The organism is Pseudolysinimonas kribbensis (assembly GCF_039531715.1).
Lineage (GTDB): Bacteria > Actinomycetota > Actinomycetes > Actinomycetales > Microbacteriaceae > Pseudolysinimonas > Pseudolysinimonas kribbensis.
Genome location: NZ_BAAAQO010000001.1, coordinates 92,243 through 111,099 on the forward strand (window position 1 = coordinate 92,243; position 18,857 = coordinate 111,099).

The 18,857-nt window shown below is 73.3% G+C and carries 14 protein-coding genes; 8 read left to right on the forward strand and 6 right to left on the reverse strand.

Annotated features, from left to right (window positions below; all coding sequences use genetic code 11):
- Nucleotides 1-7 precede the first annotated feature (7 nt).
- Both purU and nagA read left to right on the forward strand, forming a co-directional pair.
- Nucleotides 8-862, forward strand: a complete 855-nt coding sequence (gene purU / locus ABD285_RS00470; RefSeq protein ID WP_284254504.1) for a formyltetrahydrofolate deformylase — start codon at nt 8-10, stop codon at nt 860-862.
- Nucleotides 859-1,995, forward strand: a complete 1,137-nt coding sequence (gene nagA / locus ABD285_RS00475; RefSeq protein WP_344199301.1) for an N-acetylglucosamine-6-phosphate deacetylase — start codon at nt 859-861, stop codon at nt 1,993-1,995. Before purU ends, nagA begins: the two co-directional genes overlap by 4 nt.
- Here the strand turns inward: nagA and ABD285_RS00480 are convergent.
- Nucleotides 1,958-3,385, reverse strand: coding sequence for a glycoside hydrolase family 3 N-terminal domain-containing protein (locus ABD285_RS00480; protein ID WP_284254501.1), 1,428 nt, complete (start codon nt 3,383-3,385; stop codon nt 1,958-1,960). The two genes, nagA and ABD285_RS00480, sit on opposite strands and share 38 nt — an antisense overlap.
- Nucleotide 3,386: 1 nt before the next feature.
- Nucleotides 3,387-4,169, reverse strand: coding sequence for a glucosamine-6-phosphate deaminase (gene nagB / locus ABD285_RS00485; RefSeq protein WP_284254500.1), 783 nt, complete (start codon nt 4,167-4,169; stop codon nt 3,387-3,389).
- Between the two features lie 186 nt (nt 4,170-4,355).
- On the opposite strand from nagB, the gene ABD285_RS00490 reads away from it, so the two are divergent.
- From ABD285_RS00490 to ABD285_RS00500, 3 genes are all read left to right on the forward strand, one after another.
- Complete coding sequence (locus ABD285_RS00490) at nt 4,356-4,793, forward strand: FMN-binding protein (RefSeq protein ID WP_344199306.1); 438 nt, start codon at nt 4,356-4,358, stop codon at nt 4,791-4,793.
- A 62-nt stretch (nt 4,794-4,855) separates the two neighbouring features.
- Nucleotides 4,856-5,668, forward strand: a complete 813-nt coding sequence (locus ABD285_RS00495) for an FAD:protein FMN transferase (protein WP_486352007.1) — start codon at nt 4,856-4,858, stop codon at nt 5,666-5,668.
- Nucleotides 5,665-7,179 carry an FAD-dependent oxidoreductase gene (locus ABD285_RS00500; protein ID WP_344199309.1) on the forward strand — a complete coding sequence of 505 codons (1,515 nt, stop codon included), beginning with the start codon at nt 5,665-5,667 and terminating at the stop codon, nt 7,177-7,179. Before ABD285_RS00495 ends, ABD285_RS00500 begins: the two co-directional genes overlap by 4 nt.
- A 317-nt stretch (nt 7,180-7,496) precedes the next feature.
- Here the strand turns inward: ABD285_RS00500 and ABD285_RS00505 are convergent, their stop codons facing one another.
- Genes ABD285_RS00505 through ABD285_RS00515 form a run of 3 tightly spaced genes read right to left on the reverse strand, consistent with a single transcriptional unit; the run spans nt 7,497 to nt 9,454 of the window.
- Nucleotides 7,497-8,168, reverse strand: coding sequence for a hypothetical protein (locus ABD285_RS00505; protein ID WP_344199312.1), 672 nt, complete (start codon nt 8,166-8,168; stop codon nt 7,497-7,499).
- A gap of 44 nt (nt 8,169-8,212) precedes the next feature.
- On the reverse strand, nt 8,213-8,830 hold the full coding sequence (locus ABD285_RS00510; protein WP_344199315.1) for a DUF6114 domain-containing protein: 618 nt from the start codon (nt 8,828-8,830) through the stop codon (nt 8,213-8,215).
- Between the two features lie 27 nt (nt 8,831-8,857).
- Complete coding sequence (locus ABD285_RS00515) at nt 8,858-9,454, reverse strand: DUF6230 family protein (RefSeq protein WP_284254496.1); 597 nt, start codon at nt 9,452-9,454, stop codon at nt 8,858-8,860.
- 104 nt (nt 9,455-9,558) lie between these two features.
- Between ABD285_RS00515 and ABD285_RS00520 the strand changes: the two genes are divergently transcribed.
- Entirely contained in the window at nt 9,559-10,158 is a 600-nt protein-coding gene (locus tag ABD285_RS00520; protein WP_344199319.1) for a TetR/AcrR family transcriptional regulator, read from the forward strand.
- A 168-nt stretch (nt 10,159-10,326) separates the two neighbouring features.
- Nucleotides 10,327-10,782: an Hsp20/alpha crystallin family protein gene (locus ABD285_RS00525; protein ID WP_344199322.1), complete on the forward strand. Its 456-nt coding sequence runs from the start codon at nt 10,327-10,329 to the stop codon at nt 10,780-10,782.
- Nucleotides 10,783-10,845: 63 nt separating this feature from the next.
- Here ABD285_RS00525 and ABD285_RS00530 read toward each other — a convergent pair whose 3' ends face one another.
- Nucleotides 10,846-18,015 (reverse strand): fibronectin type III domain-containing protein, encoded by a 7,170-nt coding sequence (locus ABD285_RS00530; protein WP_344199325.1) that lies wholly within the window; start codon nt 18,013-18,015, stop codon nt 10,846-10,848.
- 232 nt (nt 18,016-18,247) lie between these two features.
- Here ABD285_RS00530 and ABD285_RS00535 point away from each other — a divergent pair, with 232 nt between their 5' ends.
- Complete coding sequence (locus tag ABD285_RS00535) at nt 18,248-18,832, forward strand: YdeI/OmpD-associated family protein (RefSeq protein WP_284254492.1); 585 nt, start codon at nt 18,248-18,250, stop codon at nt 18,830-18,832.
- The last annotated feature ends 25 nt before the right edge of the window (nt 18,833-18,857 follow it).

The window sequence follows — 18,857 nt, forward strand, 5'->3', positions numbered from 1 at the left end:
TGGGCGCGTGGACGCGGCGACGCACTGGATCCTGACCCTGGTCTGTCCCGACCGACCCGGGATCGTGCACGCCATCAGCGGCGCCGTCGTCGAGGCCGGCGGCAACATCACCGAGTCGCAGCAGTACTCCAGCCACGACAGCGGCACCTTCTTCATGCGTCTGCAGGTCGAGTCGGCCGCGGACCGCGACGCGTTCGCCGCGGCGCTCGCCCCGATCGCCGAGCGGTACCGGATGACGTGGCAGCTCGACGTCGTCGGTCGCCCCGTGAAGACCCTCGTGCTCGCCTCGACCGCTGCGCACGCGCTGAACGACCTGCTGTTCCGCCAGCGCGCCGGCCAGCTCCCGATCGAGATCGCCCGGGTGCTCGCGAACCACGCCGACCTGGAGAGCCTCGCCGACTTCTCCGGCGTGCCGTTCGAATGGCAGACCGTGAGCGATGCCGACGAGAAGGCGGCGTTCGAGCGGCGCGTGCTCCGGATCGTGGAGGGCGAGGGCATCGAGCTGGTCGTGCTGGCGCGCTACATGCAGATCCTGTCGCCGGAGCTGTGCGCCGCACTGGAGGGACGGATCATCAACATCCACCACTCGTTCCTGCCGGGGTTCAAGGGCGCCAACCCGTACCGGCAGGCGCACGCCCGCGGCGTCAAGCTCATCGGCGCGACCGCGCACTTCGTCACGACCGACCTCGACGAGGGGCCGATCATCGAGCAGAACGTCGAACGCGTCGACCACAGCCAGTCGCCCGAGCAGCTGCGCGCGATCGGGCAGGACATCGAGTCCCGCACCCTGACCCGCGCGGTCGGCTGGTTCGCCGAGCATCGCGTGCTGCTCGACGGGGCCAGGACGGTGATCTTCCGATGACGACGCTGCTGCGCGCGGCCGGGTTGATCGACGAGCGCGGGGAGAGAGCCGGCGCGGGGGGCGCGTGGGCGCTGATCGACGGCGACGTCATCCGGGCGACCGGCACGGGCGAGGCTCCGGATGCCGACGCGACCGTCGACCTCGGCGACGCGACGCTCGCGCCGGGGTTCGTCGACATCCACGTGCACGGCGGCGGCGGCCACTCGGTCGACGGCGGAGCCGCCGAGCTGGAGGGGGCGCTCGCCGCGCACCGTGCACACGGCACCACCCGGTCGATGGTGTCGTTCGTCTCCGCGCCGCTGGCCGAGCTGCGCGAGGGGATCGCCGAGGTCGCCGAGCTGACGACGCGCGATCCGCGGGTGCTCGGCTCGCATCTCGAGGGGCCGTTCCTCGCGCCCGCCCGCCGCGGCGCGCACGACGAGTCGTTCCTGCGGCATCCCGACCCCGAGTCGGTGGAGGGGCTCATCGAGGCCGCCGCCGGAACGCTGCGCCAGGTCACGCTCGCGCCGGAGCTGCCCGGCGGGCTCGAGGCGATCGCCCGGTTCGCCGACGCCGGCGTCGTGCCCGCGGTCGGCCACACCGAGGCCGACGAGCAGACGGCTCGCGCCGCCTTCGACGCGGGGGCACGAGTGCTCACGCACGCCTTCAACGCGATGCCGGGCATCGGCCATCGCGCGCCCGGTCCCGTGGTCGCCGCGATCGACGACGAGCGGATCACGCTCGAGCTCGTCCTCGACGGCCTGCACGTGCATCCGCACGTGGCCAAGCTGCTCTGGGATGCCGCGCCCGGCCGGGTCGCGCTCATCACCGACGCGATGTCGGCGGCCGCCGAGGCCGACGGCGACTACCGCCTCGGCACCCTGAACGTCACGGTGCGCGACGGCCTCGCGGTGCTCTCCGGCACCCAGACGATCGCGGGGTCGACCCTCACCCAGGACGTGGCGCTGCGCCAGGCGATCGCGATGGGCGCGATGCCGGCGGCGGCGATCGCCGCCCTCACGACGATCCCCTCGCGCGCCCTCGGGATCCCCGGTCTCGGGCTGCTCGAACCGGGCTACCCGGCCGACGTCGTCGCACTCGACGGGGCGTGGAACGTTACCGGCGTCTGGTCCCTCGGCGAGCGGGTCGAGTAGACGCTCCGCGGCCGAGTCGGTCGAGGAGGCGGAGGAGCGCGGCTCCCGCGTGCGCGGAGGCGCCGAACGTCGCGACGTCGGCGTAGCGGCGGTCGGCGGACGGGCACCCCATGTCGACGACGAGCACGTCGCGGCCGGATGCCCGAGCCGCGTCGATCACGTCGCGCGTCCACGCGCGGCGGTGGTTGTCGCGGCCGACGATGACGAGCTGCGCGGCGCCGGGTGACGGGAGGGCGTCGCCCTCGCGCACCCGCACGACCTCGACGCCCGCGGCGGCCGGGCCCCACGGCGACACGCCGACGGCGATGTTCGACCCGGTCTCGAGCTGCACGAGCAGACGCTCGGGGCGCACGGTGACGCCGGCGGCGATGTCGAACGCGCCGATCGTGCGGTCGACATCGAAGGCCGGAGCGGGAGACGGCACGACCGGCGGGAGGACGCCGAGCGGCGCCACGCGCCCGAGCGCCTCGGCGATCCGGGATGCCGCCACGCGCGCCGAGATCGCCGCCGCGAGCCCGTCGACCTGCTCTGCCGTGTTCGCCGTGCCGAGGCAGAGCAGGTCGGCGCCCGCGGCGAGCGCGCGCACCGCGGCGGTCGCCATCCCGATCCCGCCGCTCGCGCCGCGCATGTCGAGCGCGTCGGTCACGATCGCGCCCGTGAAGCCGAGGTCGCCGCGCAGCAGCTCGCCGAGGATCCGCGGCGAGAACGTCGCGACGTTGTCGCCGTCGAGCTGCGGCAGGAGGATGTGCGAGGTCATGACGCTGCGCGCGCCCGCGCCGACGGCCGCCGCGAACGGCAGAAGCTCGCGGGCGCGCAGGGCCTCGAGCGGCAGGTCGACGACCGGCATCGCCAGGTGCGAGTCGGACGCCGTGTCGCCGTGGCCGGGGAAGTGCTTCGCGCTCGCGGCGACACCCGTCGACTGCAGCCCCTCGATCCACGCGACCGTGTGCCGGGAGACGAGCCCGGGGTCGGCGCCGAAGCTGCGGGTGCCGATGACGGGATTGCGGTCATCGGAGTTGATGTCGGCATCCGGCGCGAAGTCGAGCGTGATGCCCGCGGCGGCGAGCTCCCGGCCGACCGTCTCGCCGACCCGGCGGGTGAGCTCGAGGTCGTCGATGCGACCCAGGATGGCGTTGCCCGGGTAGGGCGACCCGGTGCGCTGATGCAGGCGGGTGACGTCGCCGCCCTCCTCGTCGACCGCGATGACCGCGCGCGGGTTCGCCTCGCGGATCGCGTCGGTCAGCTCGCGTACCTGCGACGGCGCGGCGATGTTGGTCGCGAACAGGCAGACGCCGGCGAGACCGTCGGCGAGCCGCTCGCGCAGCCAGCCGGGGAGCGCCGTGCCCTCGAAACCCGGCAGCAGCACGCCGAGTGCGGCGGATCGCGTCATCTCAGTCCCAGCGCTGGAACGGCGGCTTGTGCTCGTAGGTGTACCGGTAGTACTCGGCCAGGCGCAGCTTCGACGCCGCCGCCTCGTCGAGGATCACGGTCGCGCTGCGGTGCCACTGCAGCACCGAGGCCGGCACCACGCTGGCGAACGGTCCCTCGACGGCCGCGGCCACGGCATCCGCCTTCGCCTCCCCCTGCGCGACCAGCAGCAGCTCGCGCGCCTCCAGGATCGTGCCGAGCCCCTGGGTCACGCAGTGCGTCGGCACCTCGTCGAGGGAGTCGAAGAAGCGCGCGTTGTCCTGCCGGGTGCGCGGCGCGAGCGTCTTGATGCGGGTGCGCGACTGGAACGACGACGTGGGCTCGTTGAAGCCGATGTGCCCGTTGGCACCGATGCCCAGGATCTGCACGTCGACGCCGCCGGCGTCGGCGATCGCGGCTTCGTACGCCGCGCACGCGGCCTCGATGTCGTCGGCGAGGCCGTCGGGCACGTGCACGCGGGCGGGGTCGAGACCGAGCGGCTCGGTCACCGTGGTGCGGATGACGCTCGCATAGCTCTGCGGATGCGACGTGGGCAAGCCCACGTACTCGTCGAGCGCGAAGCCGCTCACGCGTCCGACGTCGAGGCCGGCCTCGCGGCGGGCGGCGAGCTCCGCGTAGATCGCGAGCGGCGACGATCCCGTCGCGAGCCCGAGCACGGTCTCCGGATGCCGCGCGATGCGATGCGCGATCTTCGCGGCGGCGGCGCGACCGACCTCGGCGGCGGTGGGCAGGATGACGATCTCCACGAGGCGCCACCCTACCGAGGTGAACCGCCCGCGCACGGACGCCGTGATGTCCGAGAGGATTCGAAGGAGGACCCTCCTCTGCCGCACGCCGCCCACCGGTCGCTCCGAGACACCTCCAAGGTGCGATCCGGATGCTGGAGGCACGGGCGGCATCGCCGACCATCCCGTCCTCGTCAGGAGATCTCCGTGCCCCGCTCGTCGTTCGTCCGTTCACGTCCCGTGCTCCGGGGGGCCGGGCTCGGACTCGCGGGCCTCGGACTGGTGGGCGCGCTGGCCGGGTGCGCCGCCGGTGGGGCGGCCGCGGGTTCCGGATCGGGCGGCGGCCCCTACCAGGACGGCACCTACACCGCCGACGGCAGCTACCAGGCGCCGAGCGGCACCGAGACGATCACGGTGACCCTGACGCTCGCGAAGGACACGGTCACCGCGGTGCGGATCGGGCGGCACGCGACCGATCCGAACGCCATCCAGTACCAGGCCATGTTCGCCGAGGGCATCTCGGCGCTCGTCGTGGGCAAGGACATCGACTCCCTCGGCGTGTCTCGCGTCGCCGGATCCTCGCTCACGAGCGGCGGATTCCGCGCCGCCGTCGAGGCCATCAAGAAGCAGGCGGCGGGGTCCTGAGCGCGCTCGTCGATCCGCTTCCGTACGCCTGGTCGTTCGACGCGATCGGGGCGCCGTGGCGCATCGACACGGAACGGGAGCTGACGACGGCCGAGCGCGCGGTGGTCGCCGAGCGCATCGAGCGCTACGACCGCGACTGGTCGCGTTTCCGCGACGACTCGCTCGTGACGCGCATCGCGCGTGAGCCCGGCTCCTACGAGCTGCCCCCGGAGGCGGCGCCGCTGCTGGCCCTCTACCGCGAGCTGTACGAGGCGACCGGAGGGCGCGTCTCGCCGCTCGTCGGCCGCGCACTCGAGGCTCTCGGCTACGACGGGCAGTACCGGCTGACACCCGCGGCGGATCGCATGCCGGTTCCGGCATGGGATGCCGCGATCGCCTGGGACGGACGCCGCCTCGACGCCCCCGCGGGCGCGCTCCTCGACGTCGGCGCGGCCGGCAAGGGTCAGCTCGTCGACCTCGTGGGCGAGGCGCTCGACGACCTCGGCCATGGGCGCTGGGTCGTGGATGCGAGCGGCGATCTGCGCCCCCGCGGCGTGCCGATGCGGGTCGCGCTCGAGCATCCCGCCGATCCGTCGAAGGCCATCGGCGTCGTCGAGACGACGGACCGGGCCATCGCGGCGAGCGCGACCACCCGCCGCGCATGGGGCGACGGCCTGCACCACGTGCTCGACGCGGTGACCGGCGAGCCGACGCGAGGCGTCGTCGCGACCTGGGCGATGGCGGGCTCCGCGATGGTCGCCGACGGCATCGCCACGTCCCTGTTCTTCGACGTCGATCCGAACCTGCTGCACCGCCACGGCGTGGAGTACGTGAGGATGTTCGCTGACGGGCGCGTGGAGCGCTCCCCCGACCTTCCCGGAGAGGTCTTCGCATGATCGCCTGGCTCGACCGCGTGCTCGGACGCGTCACCATGTACGGCCTCGTCATCATCTCGCTCAGCGTGCTGGGCGTCGCGGCGCTCGTACTGACCTTCGTGCCCGAGGCCGTGTCGTTCTCCCCCCTGGCGCTGCTGGCCAGCGCGACCGTGCTGCTGGTCGTCTCGTACCTGACGAACGGGATCGCGGGGCTGATCTTCCGCACCCGGCCGCAGCTGAGCTCCACGATCATCACGGCGCTCCTGCTGCTGTTCATCTTCACGCCGTCGATCGACGTGCTGCCGCTGCTCGGGCTCGCGCTGGCCGCGTTCGTGGCCGTGGCCACGAAGTACCTGCTCGCGTGGCGCGGGCGGCACATCTTCAACCCGGCGGCCGCGGCGGCCTTCATCGTCGGATTCCCGGGTCTGCCGTTCGGCTTCGCGACCTGGTGGGTGGCCACGCCGCCCCTCGTGCCGATCGCGGCGATCGGCGCCCTGCTCATCCTGTTCCGCACCCGCCGTCTGTGGCTCGGACTGGTCTTCGTCGGCACCGTCGTCGTCGTGTGGCAGGTGCGCGGGCTGCTGAGCGCCACCGGCCCGCTCGACGTGCTGAGCCTGTCGTTGCTGTCGCTGCCGACGGTGTTCTTCACCGGGTTCATGCTGAGCGAGCCGCTCACCCTGCCGCCGCGACGCTGGCAGCAGCTGGCCGAGGCGGCGCTCGTCGGCCTCATCTCGAGCGTGGGGTTCGCGCTCGGCCCGCTCTACAGCTCGCCGCAGCTCGCGCTGCTGATCGGCAACCTGCTCGCCTTCCTCGTCGGGCAGCGGCGCGGCATCCGGCTGCAGTTCGAGGGCCGGCGCCAGCTCACGCCGACCAGCTGGGACTTCGCCTTCCGGCCGGCCGCGCCCGTGCGCTTCCGCCCTGGTCAGTACATGGAGCTCACACTCCCGCACAGCGGCACCGACGCCCGCGGGTGGCGGCGGGTCTTCAGCATCGCCACCGCGCCCGCGACCGGCGGCGTGCGGTTCGGGGTGCGGCTGCCCGACAAGCCGTCGAGCTTCAAGACCGCGCTCATGGCGCTCGAACCGGGCACCCCGGTCACGGCGACCTCGGTCAGCGGCGACTTCACGCTGCCGGCCGACCCGGCGCAGAAGCTCCTGCTCGTCGCGGGCGGCATCGGCGTCACGCCGTTCGTCGGACAGCTGCAGCAAGCCGCCGGCGAGCCGCAGCCGCGGGATGTCGTGCTGGTCTACGCCGTCTCGTCGGCGACCGAGCTCGCGTACGCTGCCGAGCTCGAGGCCGCCGGCGTGCGCGTCGTCGTGGTCTGCCCCGATCGCCCGCTCGTGCTGCCGGAGCACTGGTCGTGGGTGCAGGGCGATGCGCTCAGCGCGGGCATCGTCCACGACAACGTGCCGGATGCCCGCGACCGCATCGCCTACGTCTCCGGTGCGCCGGCGGCGGTCTCCGCCCTCAAGCGCGCGCTGCGCGGCACGGGCGTGCGCCGGGTGCGCACCGACACCTTCATCGGCTACTGAGCGCGGCGTCGTCGCGACGTCCCCTCCCATCGCCCCGCGGCGTCCCGCGTCGCCCCGTCGCCACGCCTCGTCGCGGCCTCCGGTGCGACGTCCCTGCCCATGCGGGCTGGCGCCCCCGGCGTCGCCCGCGTCGCCCCGCCCGCCCCGCGTCGCCCCGCCCGCCCCGCCCGTCAAAGGTTCAGGATGACGCCGGCGCGGCGCGAGGTCCCGGGCCACGGCGCGCGACCGCATCCTGAACTTTCGACGAAGCGGGAGGCGACGAAGCCGGAGGCGACGAAGCGGGAGGTCGCGCCGCGGGTCAGCGGTGCGCGGCCGGATCAGTGGCCCTGGGTCACCACGAGGTGCGACGGCGTCATCGTCATCCGGTCGGAGATCACCCCGACGAGTCCGAGGTGCACGCCGAGCAGGGTCTGCGGCAGCTCGTCGCCCGGCAGCGGGGTGTCCGCGCCGAGCGTGAGGCCGAGTCCGCCCGGCAGCGTCGCGGTCGCCGAGTCGATGTAGGCCGAGACGTGTCCGCTCAGCACCATCTGCCGCGAGGTCGTCACGCCGCTGTCGCCGCCCGCGGTCTTGCGCACGTCGAGCACGAAGTCGTTGATCGTCACGCTCGACGCCTGCAGCCGGATGACGGTGGTACGCGACCCGTCCTTGAGCGGCACGGTCACGAGCGATACGACCGGGATGCTGCCGAACGAGATCGACGATCCCCCGAGCTGCGCCGCCGGCAGCGTGAACGTCATGCTGTCGTCGGGCGAGGCGACCAGCGGGACCGGCGGCAGACCGCCGGCATTGTCCTGCGGGTCGCTCGACGAACCGCCGCCGAGCAGCCCGCCGAGTCCCCCGCCGCCCGATCCCGTGCCGGTTCCGGTACCCCCACCGCTGGTGGGCGACGGCGACGGGCTCGGCGACGACGGCGTGCAGATGATGCCGAGCAGGCACCCCTCCGCCGCCCCCGGCGCGCGCGCCGCCCCGATCGAGGCGATCGAGGCCACGACGAGCAGCAGAGCCGCTGCCCGGTTGAATCGGCGCCGGCCGGTCAGGACCGGCCCGGCACGAAAGGGCGGGGTTCCCCCGGGGTCCTCTTGGACGAGGAGGCGCCGGCGCCACCGCGCCGCGCCGCGGCGCGGGCCTTGAGCGTGGCGTAGTCGACGGCCTCCGCATGTACGACGCCGGCGTGCCCGGCGCGATGCGCGGGTTCGGGATCGGGCGCAGCGGGGGGCTGCGTCGCGACGTTCTCCGCCGCCGCCACGCCCTCGGCGGAGTCCGCCGCGGACGAGACCCGGGCCCGCCACGCGACGACGATGACGCCGCCGACGGCTCCCAGCAGCATCCCGAGCAGGAATCCGCCGAGGTTGACCCCGACGAGCGAGTAGACAGCGAGCACGAGCGCGAAGATGCCGTAGAAGAGATGCTGCGCGGGCGTCACGATCGCCAGAACACCGAGCAGTACCAGGAGCGCCGGGATCACCGTCGCCTGGAACCCCTCGAAGCCCATCGAGATGTGGATGTTGCCGAGGTCGAGCTGGCCGGAGAAGAACATCTCGACGCCGGCGAGGGCGAGCAGGATGCCGCCGACGAGCGGGCGCTCCCGTCGCCAGACGCGGAATCCGGTCACGGTGTCGCCTCCGGCGCGGGTCATGCGGATCGCGGTCATGTCATCGTCCTCCCGATCGGCCGATGCCTAGAAGCACTCCTTGCCGTCGGTGGTCACCTGCATGTGCATCCCGTTCAGCGTGAACACGGCGGCCGTGGTCGACCACGAGATCTGCTGGAGGTCGGTGATATGCAGAGCGCTCGAGTCCTGGGCGAAGTCGCCGACGGCGCCCTTGGCCTTGGTCTGCACGGTCGAGGCGTCGACCCCGATGCGCACGTCGTCGAAGCTCGTGTTGCCCTTGAGGTCGGTCATGCCGATCTGCAGGTCGGTCGCCTCGGCGGGCGTTCCGCCGCCGCCGGCCGTGATGATCGCGCCGACCTTGCCGAGCGGGGTGTCGGCCACGACCGACTGGCACAGGTTCGTGAGCTTGGCCTGGCCGATGTTGGCGATCGCGACGGCGTGCTGCTTGCCCGCGGTGTCGGTCGCGACGCCCGCGTACTGCGAGAAGCTCGTGCCGTCGAGCTGCGACGCGGCGATCTTGAACTGGCTGCCGGAGATGGTCATCGACACCGGCACCGCGCCCTGCGCGACGCCGCCGATGACGAGGGTGGACACGATCGCGACGGGCACCGCGGCGAGCAGGATGCGGCCGGCGTACGAGCCCGTGACCTTCTTGAGCTTCATCGATCCTCTTCGATCTCAGCCCAGCCAGTTGTTCGGTTGTGACGTCCGGTTCCGAGCGTACCGGCTATTGACACCCTGTCAATAGGTGGGACAGTGGAGAGGTCATGGTGGAGGAACGACGCACCCGGCTGACCCCCGACGAGCGGCGGGCGCAGCTCGTCGCGCTCGGGGTCGCCGCCCTCGCGCACTCCCCGCTCGAGGACGTCACGATGGAGCTCCTCTCGGAGCAGGCCGGCGTCTCGCGGGCCCTGCTCTTCCACTACTTCGGCTCCAAGCAGGGCATGCACCACGCGATCGTGCTCACCGCGCGCGACAGCATGCTGCGCGCCACCGAGCCGCGGCCGGAGCTGGCGCCGCTGGATCGTCTGCGCGACACGTTGGATCGGGTGGTCGGGTTCGTGCGGGAGCACCCCGCGACCTTCTACTCGCTCGTGCGCGGCGCGGCGAGCGGCTCCCCCGAGGTGCGCGAGCTCGTCGAGGAGGCGCGCAACGCCCAGGCCGAGCGCGCCGTCTCGGTCTTCCTCGAGCTCGGCGAACCCGACAGCCGGCGGCTGCGGATCGCGCTGAGAGCCTGGGTCGCGATGGCCGAGCAGGAGATGGTGGATGCCGCCCTCGCCACCGACCTCCCCGCCGCGGAGATCGTGGGCCTGCTCATCGCGGCGGCCGAGGCGACCGCGGGGGCCGCGTCGCCGATCCGGCACTGACCGCGTCCTGATCGGGCGCTGATCGGGCCCTGATCGGGCCCTGATCGGGCATTCTGCGCTGTTCGCCGTAGGCGCACGGCGCGATCTTGGCACTCCCCCGTGCCGAGTGCTAACTTGTTTCAAAGTTGAGTCATACCGACTCATATCGTTGAGTCTCAGGAGGATTCGATGGCCATGTACTTCGACCCGTTCCAGGCGATCGACCGCGTCGCCGGCCAGCTGCTCGACCAGCGCCACGGCCCGCGGCTGATGCCGATGGACCTCTACCGCGACGGCGACCACTACGTGCTGAACGCCGACCTGCCGGGCGTCGACCCGGGCAGCGTCGACATCGACGTGGACGGTCAGCTGCTCACGATCCGCGCCGAGCGCACCCCCCGCAGCCAGGAGGGCGTGAAGTGGCTCGCCCGCGAGCGCAGCGGCGGCTCGTTCCTGCGGCAGTTCACGCTCGGCCAGGGCGTGGAGACGTCGAACATCTCGGCGTCCTACGAGAACGGCGTGCTGAGCGTCGTCATCCCCATCGCCGAGAAGGCCAAGCCGCGCAAGATCGAGGTCCAGACCTCGACCGCGCAGCTCGCCGACGGCGCGCCGGCCCCCGCGGTGGAGGAGACCCCCGCCGCCTGACCCGGCAGCGAGATCGCGCGAATGCCCCGTTGCAGCACGGCTGCACGGGGCATTCGCGTCACCTCAGCGGGTGCCGGTCGCGACTCGCGCTTCGCGGTCGTGGCGGCGACGGCGCGCGATCACGAACCACGTGATGAGCGCCAGCAGGGCGATCAGCCCGACGAGCAGGAGCCACCACCAGCTGCCTCCCGCGGCGGGAGCGGGCGGCGCGTCGTGCGCGACCGGCAGCACCCGGATGCCGACCTGCATGGTCACGTCGTGACCCTCGGCGTCGACTCCCGACACGATCAGCGTGTGCGCACCGGGCGCCATGCTGTACGGCAGGCGCACGAGCTGGGCGAGCGACCCGTCGTGATCGGTTCGCGTCGCGACGAGCTGCTGCAGGTGCGACATGCCCCACGTCACGACCTCGGAGTCGGGTGCCAGTCCGGACACGTCGATCTGCGTGCTGCCGCCGCGCACGATCTCGATCACGCCATCCGGCCCCGTCGGTGTCCGGTGGCCGTCCTGCCAACCCGAGACCGTCATGCGCAGGCCGTTGCCCGTCGTCAGCACCGTGCGGCCGGCGTGCGTGGAGATCCGCGAGGGGACCGGGTCGCCGCCGGACTGGACCGTGCCGGTGCCCGGGGTCGAGTGGTTCACGCCGCGCAGGCTCGCGGGGATGCCCGCTCCCCCGACCTGGCTGCTCTCGGTGGGCTCGTCGGCGGAGCTCACACGGGGTTCGGCCGGCGTCGGCACGGCTGCCGTCGTCGTCGGGGCGGCGGGGACGACGGGCGCGATGGCGCTGCCGGTCCGGGCGGCCGAGGCGTCGCGGTAACCGCCCCGCACGGCCGTGACCGTGACGGTCGCGCTCGCGCCGGCCGCCAGACCGGAGACCGTCACGCGGTCCCCGGAGCGCGTGACCGAACCGGCGGTCGTGGCGACCCGGTAGCCGCCCAGCGCCGAGTAGTCCGTGATCACGACGACGAATCCACCGTGCGCCGAGATCGCGGCGCCGAGCACCGGGGCGACGCCGAGGGCGATCGCGGTGCCGGCGACGTCCGAGGTCGCGTCGAGTGAGCCCGGCACCGTCGCCGTCAGGTGCACCGTGGTGCCGATACCCGCGCCGAGGCCCGTGACGGTCACCGTCGATCCGCTGAGCGTGGCGGTCCCCGCGTCGGCGGTCGCCGTGTAGCTCGCGGCCGGATCGGCCGTGAACGTGAAGGTGAAGCCGTCGAGAGTGCGGGTGACGGCCCCGATGCCGGGCGCCGTGCCGTTCGGGAACGAGGTGCCGCTCGCCGTCGAGGCCGCGACGGTGTGCCCTGCGGAGGTCGCCGACACGGTCGTCACCGACGTGACCGCCGCGCCGAGGCCGCTGACCGTGACGGTGTCGCCGGAGCGGACCACCGTTCCGCCGTCGGCCTGCACGAAGGAGTAGGTGAGGCCGGGGTCGTAGTCCTCGATCACGAAGCGGTATCCGCCCGCCAGCGGCGTAGCGGCCGAGAGTCCCGGCGCCGTCGTCGGCAGCAGCACGGTCGCACCGGTGGATGCCGTGGCGATCGACGCGCCGGGATCGGTCGCCGTGATGTCCAGGGTCACGGTCACGCCCGCGCCGACGCCCGAGACGACGCCGTGGCCCGTGCCGTCGATCACGACGACCCCCGTCGGCGACAGTCGCGTCTCGTAGACGAGCGCGGCGTCGTAGTTCGCGATCGTGAACGTGAAGCCGTCGGCCGTCGCCGTGACGTCGGCGAAGGCGGGCGCGACGCCCGCGGCGAGCGCGGTGCCCGTCACGGTGGAGACGCCGTCGGTGTAGCCGGCGTGCCGCACGGTCACGGTGACCGTGGCTGCGGCATCCGGTGCGAGTCCGGTGACCGTGATCACGCCCGCGTCGACGGAGGCGGACCCCGTGGTGCTCGCGACGGTGTAGACGCCGTCGGGGTCGAGACCGTCGACGGCCACGGTGAATCCGTCGGCCGTCCGGGACGGGGCGGCGAACAGCGGCGGGATGCCGCTGAGCAGCGCCGCGGCGCGCACGGTCGTGCTCGTCGTGACGTGACCCGGCTCGACCGAGGTGACGGTGACGTCCGCCGTCTCGCCCGGGGTGAGGCCCGTGACCGTCACGACGCCGCCGTCGAGCACGGCCGTGCCGGCGGAGCTCGTGACGGAGTAGACCGCCGACGAGTCGGGCAGGTCGACGTCGAAGACGAAGCCGTCCACGGTCGAGGTCGGGTCGGAGACGGAGGGCGCGGAGCCGGCGAGCAGGGCGGCACCGTGCTCGAGGGCCGACGCGATGCTCACGCCGGGGTCGGTCGCGGTCACGGTGACGTCGGATGCGGCGCCATCGGTGAGTCCGGTGACCGTCACGGTGGAGCCGGTGCGGGTGACCGCCGCGCCGTTCGTCGCGCTGACGGCGTAGTCGAGCGCGGCGTCGTAGTCGGAGATCTCGAAGCGGAACCCGGTGCCGGTGGAGACCAGCCCCGTGAGCACGGGCGCCGTGCCGACGGTCATCGCCACGCCGTCCTCCGCTGCGGTCGCATCGGTGGAACCGGTCCGCGAGACGACCACCGTGACGCGCGACCCGCCGCCCAGCGCGAGGCCGGACACCGTGACCACCGCGCCGTCGCGCGACACCGTCGCGCCGTGGGTCGCGCTGAACGCGTACGACGACGCGGCGTCGTAGTTCGCGATCGTGAACGCGAATCCGTCCGGCGCGGCCGTGAGGCCCGAGAAGGCCGGAGCGACGCCGTTCGCGAGCGCGGAGCCCGCGACGCTCGCCGACACGGTCGTGTACCCGGTGCGCGCGGCGACCAGCGTCACGGTCGAGGAGGCGGATGCCGCAAGGCCGGTGACCGTGATCGTCGGGCCGGAGCGGGTGACCGTGCCGGCGCTCGCCGAGACGGTGTAGGTCACGGCGGGGTCGTAGTTCGTGATCGCGACGTCGATGCCGTCGGCGGTCCGCGAGGGCGTGCCGAAGACGGGCGTGGCGCCCGGGGCCAGCGGCGTCACCGCGGTCGACGCGGCGCTGGCCGTACCGCTTCCGTTGCCGTTGGTCGCCGTGACCTGGAAGGTGTAGGCGGTCCCGTTGGTCAGCCCCGTGACCCGCAGGGTGGTGGCCGTGCCGGTGACCGCGCCGCACGCGGTGTACGCGCCGCCGCTCGAGCACAGCACCGTGTAGCCGCTGATCGCGCTCGCGCCGGTGCTCGTCGGAGCGGTCCACGCGATCGTCGCCGCACCATCCGCCGCCACCGCGGAGACGCCGGTCGGCGCGCCTGGTGTCATCGAGGGCGTCGCCGGCACGCGCGGGTCGGAGCGCTGGCTGTACATGCTGACCGAGTTGCGGGTCTGCAACGAGATCCAATACGTGGTCCCGTTGCCCAGGCCCGTGATCGTGCAGCTGAGCGCGGTCGTCGTGCAGGTGCCTGCGGTCGAGCCGCTCGACTGCGCCGAGAACGCGGTCGCGGTGTAGTCGCCGAGCACGCCGCCGTTGAGGCTCGGCGCCTGCCAGCTCACGATGACCTTGCCGTTGCCGCCGTTCACCACGATCCCCGTGGGATCGGGCGCCGACGGGTAGCCGTACGGGGTGCCGGCGACCGCGGCGGATGCCGCACCGGTGCCCGCGGTGCTCACCGCTCGCACGGCGACGCGGTACGCGGTGCCGTCGGTGAGGCCGGTGATCGCGATCGGGCTCGTCGTGCCCGCCGCCGCCCAGGTGGAGCCGCCATCCACCGAGTACTGGTAGCCGATGAGAGTTCCGTCGCCGATCGCGCCCGCGGTGAACGCCGCGGAGAGCGATCCGTCGCCGGCCGTCAGGCCGGTGATCGTCGGAGCCGAGGGGCGGGCGAGCGGCGTCACGATCGTCCGCGGGGCCGAGGGCGCGCCCGCGCCGGCGGCGTTGGTCGCGGTGACCGCGACGTAGTACGCGGTCTTGTTGGTCAGCCCGCTGATCGAGCACGAGGTGGCCGTGGTGCTGCAGCCGGCGATCGGCGTGCCCGAGGTGCCGCTGGCGTAGGCCGAGGCGGTGTACCCGGTGATGGCGGCGCCGCCGTTGTCGGCGGGAGCCGCCCAGCGGACGTCGGCCGACGCCGTGTTCGAGCCGGTGACGACCGCGGTCGGCGCCCCGGGGACCGTGCGCGGGGTCGTGGACGCCGGGGTCGACGCGGCGCCGGCCCCGATCGCGTTGTCGGCGCGCAGCCGGATCGCATACGCGGTGCCGTTGGTGAGTCCCGTGATCGTGAACGGGCTCGCGAGCGTGCCGGTCGGCATCCAGGTGGTGCCGTCGAGGCTGTACTCCAGCGCCTCGATCGGCGATCCGCCGTCGCCGCCGAGTGAGAAGTCGGCGACGACCTGGCCGTTGCCGGGCGTGAGCGCGATCGACGGGGCCGGCGGCGCGGCCGCCGGGGCGACCGTCGTGGCCGCGGATGACGGGCCGGTGCCGATGGCCGTCACCGCGCGCACCAGCAGCGAGTACCCGGTGCCGTTGGCGAGACGGGTCGACGGATCGCCGGAGAGCGTGGTCAGCACGAGCGGGCTCGTCGTGCCGGAGGCCGTTCCCCAGCTGATGCCGCCATCGGTCGAGTACTGCCACGACGTGACGGGCGAGCCGCCGTCGTCGGTCAGGGCCACCGCGGCCGTGAGCGTCTGGTTGCTGCGCACGACCGAGACGATCGAGGCGCGGCCCGGCAGGGCGACCGGCGTGCCGGTCATCGCGGCCGACTCGGTGCCCTGGCCGACGTCGTTGACCGCCTGCACCTGAACGGGATACGCGGTGCCGTTGCTCAGGCCGGTGATCGTGAACGTCGTGCCGAGCGTGCCGGTGCTCGCCCAGTGCTGCCCGTCGACCGAGTAGCGGTAGCCGGTGATCGCGGAGCCGCCGTTGGCGCCGGGCGCGAACGTGACATCCAGCGACGCCGGCGCGGCGACGACGCTCGTGATCGTCGGGGCGCTCGGGATCGTGGTCGCGATGCCCTGCGCCACGGCGGATGCCGTGCCCGCACCCACGGAGTTCACGGCGCGCAGCTCGACGTAATAGGTGGTGCCGTTGACGAGTGGCGTCGTGCCGTCGCTCGAGTACGCGGTGATGACGACCGGGCTCGCCGTGGTGGCGCCGTCGGTGCGGGTGCGCCAGGTGGCGCCGCCGTCGGTCGAGTACTGGTAGCGCGTGATCGCGGCGCCCCCGTCGGAACCGGGAGCCGTGAACGCCGCGGACAGCGTCTCGTCGCCACCGGCGACGGTGTCGCCGATGATCGAGGGCGCACCCGGGACGGTCGCCGGGGTGACGGCGACCGGAGCCGATCCGGCTCCCGCGCCCACCGCGTTGACCGCGCGGAGGCTGACCGCGTAGGTGGTTCCGTTGTCGAGGCCGGTCAGGATGACCGGGCTCGTCGCGCCGACACGGGTCCAGTCGCCGCCGGCCGAGGTCTGCACCTCCAGGTGGTCGACGGGCGTGCCACCCGTGCTGCCGGGGGTGAAGACCACGGTCGCCGTGCCGTCACCGGGGAGCACCGACGCCACGGCCGGGGCGCCCGGGAGGTCCGGGGTGATGATCGTCGCGGGCGCCGAGGCGGCGCCGGTGCCGGAGCCGTTGACGGCGCGCAGCTCGACGGAGTAGCTCGTGCCGTTGTCGAGACCCGTGATGACGATGGGGCTCGTGGCGCCGTCGGCCGGCAGCCAGCTTCCGGCGCCGTTCAGCCGGTACTCGTAGCCGGTGATCTCATCGCCGCCGGTGAAGCCCGTCGTGAACGCCACCGTGATCGACCCGGCCCCCGCCGAGACGGAGCCGATGGTCGGCGCACCCGGCACGGCACGCGGCGTGCCGCTCACGGATGCGGACGCGGAGCCCGCGCCGACGGCGCTCTCCGCGCGGACCTCGACGTCGTAGGAGGTGCCGTTGAGCAGGCCCGGGATGACGATGATCGTCGCGGTCGACGCGACCGCCACCCAGCCGCCGCCGTCGACCCGGTAGTCGTATCCGGTGACCGTCGCGCCGCTCGCGGGCGCGGTGAGGGTGAGCCGCAGCGCGCCGTCCTGGCCGACCATCGACGAGATCGTCGGCGCCGACGGCGGCCCCTGCGGGGTGATGGATGTGGAGGATGCCGACCACGCGCCGGTGCCGACGGAGTTCACCGCCGCCACCTGGAACACGTACGCGGTGCCGTTCGTCAGGCCCGTGACGGTGCCCGAGGTGCCGGTCGTGCCGAGGTCGGCCGACGAGCTCCAGCTGCTGCCGCCGTTGCTGCTGAACCGGGCGACGTAGCCCGTGATCGCCGACTGACCGGGGTCGGTCGGCGCGGTCCAGGCGAGGGCCACCGAGCCGCTGCCCGCGACGCCGCTCACCGCGGTCGGGGCGGCCGGCGATCCGGTCGTATAGGAGATGACGATCGAGCCGCCCTGGCCCGTGCCGCCGTTGTCGTTGTACCACTGATACGACGCGGCAAGACCGTCGTACGAGGCGGTCGAGTTCTGCCCGACCGAGCCGCCGTAGCCGAACCACTCGTTATATTGGGCGGCGCCGAACTCGACAGCGCCCGCCTGGCCGCCCTGCGCACCGCCGCCGCCGGCGCCGCCGCCGCCGCCGTCGTTGTTGCTGCAGTTGGTGGCCGAGCAGATGTCGTTGGCGTTGGTGCCGTTCTGACCGGCGGTTGTGATCGAATCGGTGCGGCCGGCATACGTGGCGGTGGCCTGCCGCCCGCGCGTGGGGGCGAACTGTCCGCTGCCGCCGTTGCCGCCGCCACCAGCGCCGACGATGTCGGCGGAGCCGACGCGGAGCACGCTCGCCGCGCCGCCCGCCCCGCCGAAGCCCGACGAGCCGTTGGAACCGGCCTTGCCGCCGACGCCGCCGGCGTACTGACCGAGCGGATTGCTGCCGCCGGCGGCCCCGCTCGTGGTGTTCTGGGCATTCGTCTTGCTGGGCCCGGTCGCGCCGCCGCCGCCCACCGCAACGGTCAACGCCTGCCCCGGCGTCACCGCGATGGTGCCGGTGACGACGCCCCGATAGCCGCCGGGGTCGGGCGCGGCGGTCGCATCCGATCCACCGTTGCCGCCTTCGCCACCGGTGACGGTGACGGTGAGCGCCGAGATGCCGCTCGGCACGGTGAAGGTCTGCGTGGCGCCCGTGTAGGTGTAGGTGGTCGTGACGACCTGCGGGCCGGCCGTGGCGGCCTCCGGTGCGACGACGGCGAGCGCGACGATCGCGGTCGCCGTCGCGACGAGTCCGACGACGGCGCGGAGACGCGCGCGAACGGTGGTGTTCATGAATGGCCCCCCAAGGCTCCGGTGGGGATGTCTGTTCCCCACCAGCCGGCGCCGCATGATCTGCGCCCGACACCACTGTGGTCGGCGCCGTCGGGCGCGGCGACCCCCGTGCGAGGGCAGACCGCGCCCCACAAGGGGGCGCAAATCCTCCTTTTGGGGGACGGATCGCGCTGGAATCGGGGGACGAGCCGTGCGGGCGGTCGCGACGGGGGCTCTGGCTAGGGTGTCGACCATGGTGGCGTTCGCCGACAAGCCGCTCCTGCATTTCGTCTCGGCCGACGCGTGGGACGCGTTCCTCCGCGCCGACCCTCCGGAGGGCGGGGTGCGGCTCCTGCTGCTGAAGAAGGCGGCGACCGTGCCCGGCATCCGGTACCCCGAGGCGCTCGATGTCGCGCTCTGCCACGGCTGGATCGACGGCCAGATCGGCCGGCACGATGCGGACTTCACCGCCCAGGCGTTCACCCCGCGCCGGGTCCGCAGTCCGTGGTCGCAGATCAACATCGGGCACGCCGAGCGCCTCATCGCCGAGGGCCGGATGCAGCCGGCCGGATTCGCCGAGATCGAGCGCGCGAAGGCCGACGGCCGCTGGGATGCCGCCTACCGCCAGAAGGACGCCGCCGTGCCCGACGACCTCCGCGCCGCGCTCGACGCCGAGCCGGCCGCCGCCGCCGCGTGGGCGACGCTCGACGCGCAGAACCGCTTCGCGATCCTGTTCCGGATCGGCAATGTGAAGCGCGCCGAGACGCGCGAGCGCAAGGTCGGGGAATTCACGGCCATGCTGGCGCGCGGCGATCGGATCTACCCGCGAGCCCCCTAGAATGTGAGCAATCCATTCAAATCCT

Bases quoted from the DNA above. Each gene is read 5' to 3' on its own strand.
- ABD285_RS00510 (WP_344199315.1), bottom strand. From the start codon at position 8,830: ATGACCGCGATCCGCATGACCCGCGCCGGAGGCGACACCGTGACCGGA.
- ABD285_RS00500 (WP_344199309.1), top strand. From the start codon at position 5,665: ATGATCGCCTGGCTCGACCGCGTGCTCGGACGCGTCACCATGTACGGC.
- ABD285_RS00530 (WP_344199325.1), bottom strand. From the start codon at position 18,015: ATGAACACCACCGTTCGCGCGCGTCTCCGCGCCGTCGTCGGACTCGTC.
- ABD285_RS00515 (WP_284254496.1), bottom strand. From the start codon at position 9,454: ATGAAGCTCAAGAAGGTCACGGGCTCGTACGCCGGCCGCATCCTGCTC.
- ABD285_RS00535 (WP_284254492.1), top strand. From the start codon at position 18,248: ATGGTGGCGTTCGCCGACAAGCCGCTCCTGCATTTCGTCTCGGCCGAC.
- ABD285_RS00525 (WP_344199322.1), top strand. From the start codon at position 10,327: ATGGCCATGTACTTCGACCCGTTCCAGGCGATCGACCGCGTCGCCGGC.
- ABD285_RS00520 (WP_344199319.1), top strand. From the start codon at position 9,559: ATGGTGGAGGAACGACGCACCCGGCTGACCCCCGACGAGCGGCGGGCG.
- nagA (WP_344199301.1), top strand. From the start codon at position 859: ATGACGACGCTGCTGCGCGCGGCCGGGTTGATCGACGAGCGCGGGGAG.
- ABD285_RS00480 (WP_284254501.1), bottom strand. From the start codon at position 3,385: ATGACGCGATCCGCCGCACTCGGCGTGCTGCTGCCGGGTTTCGAGGGC.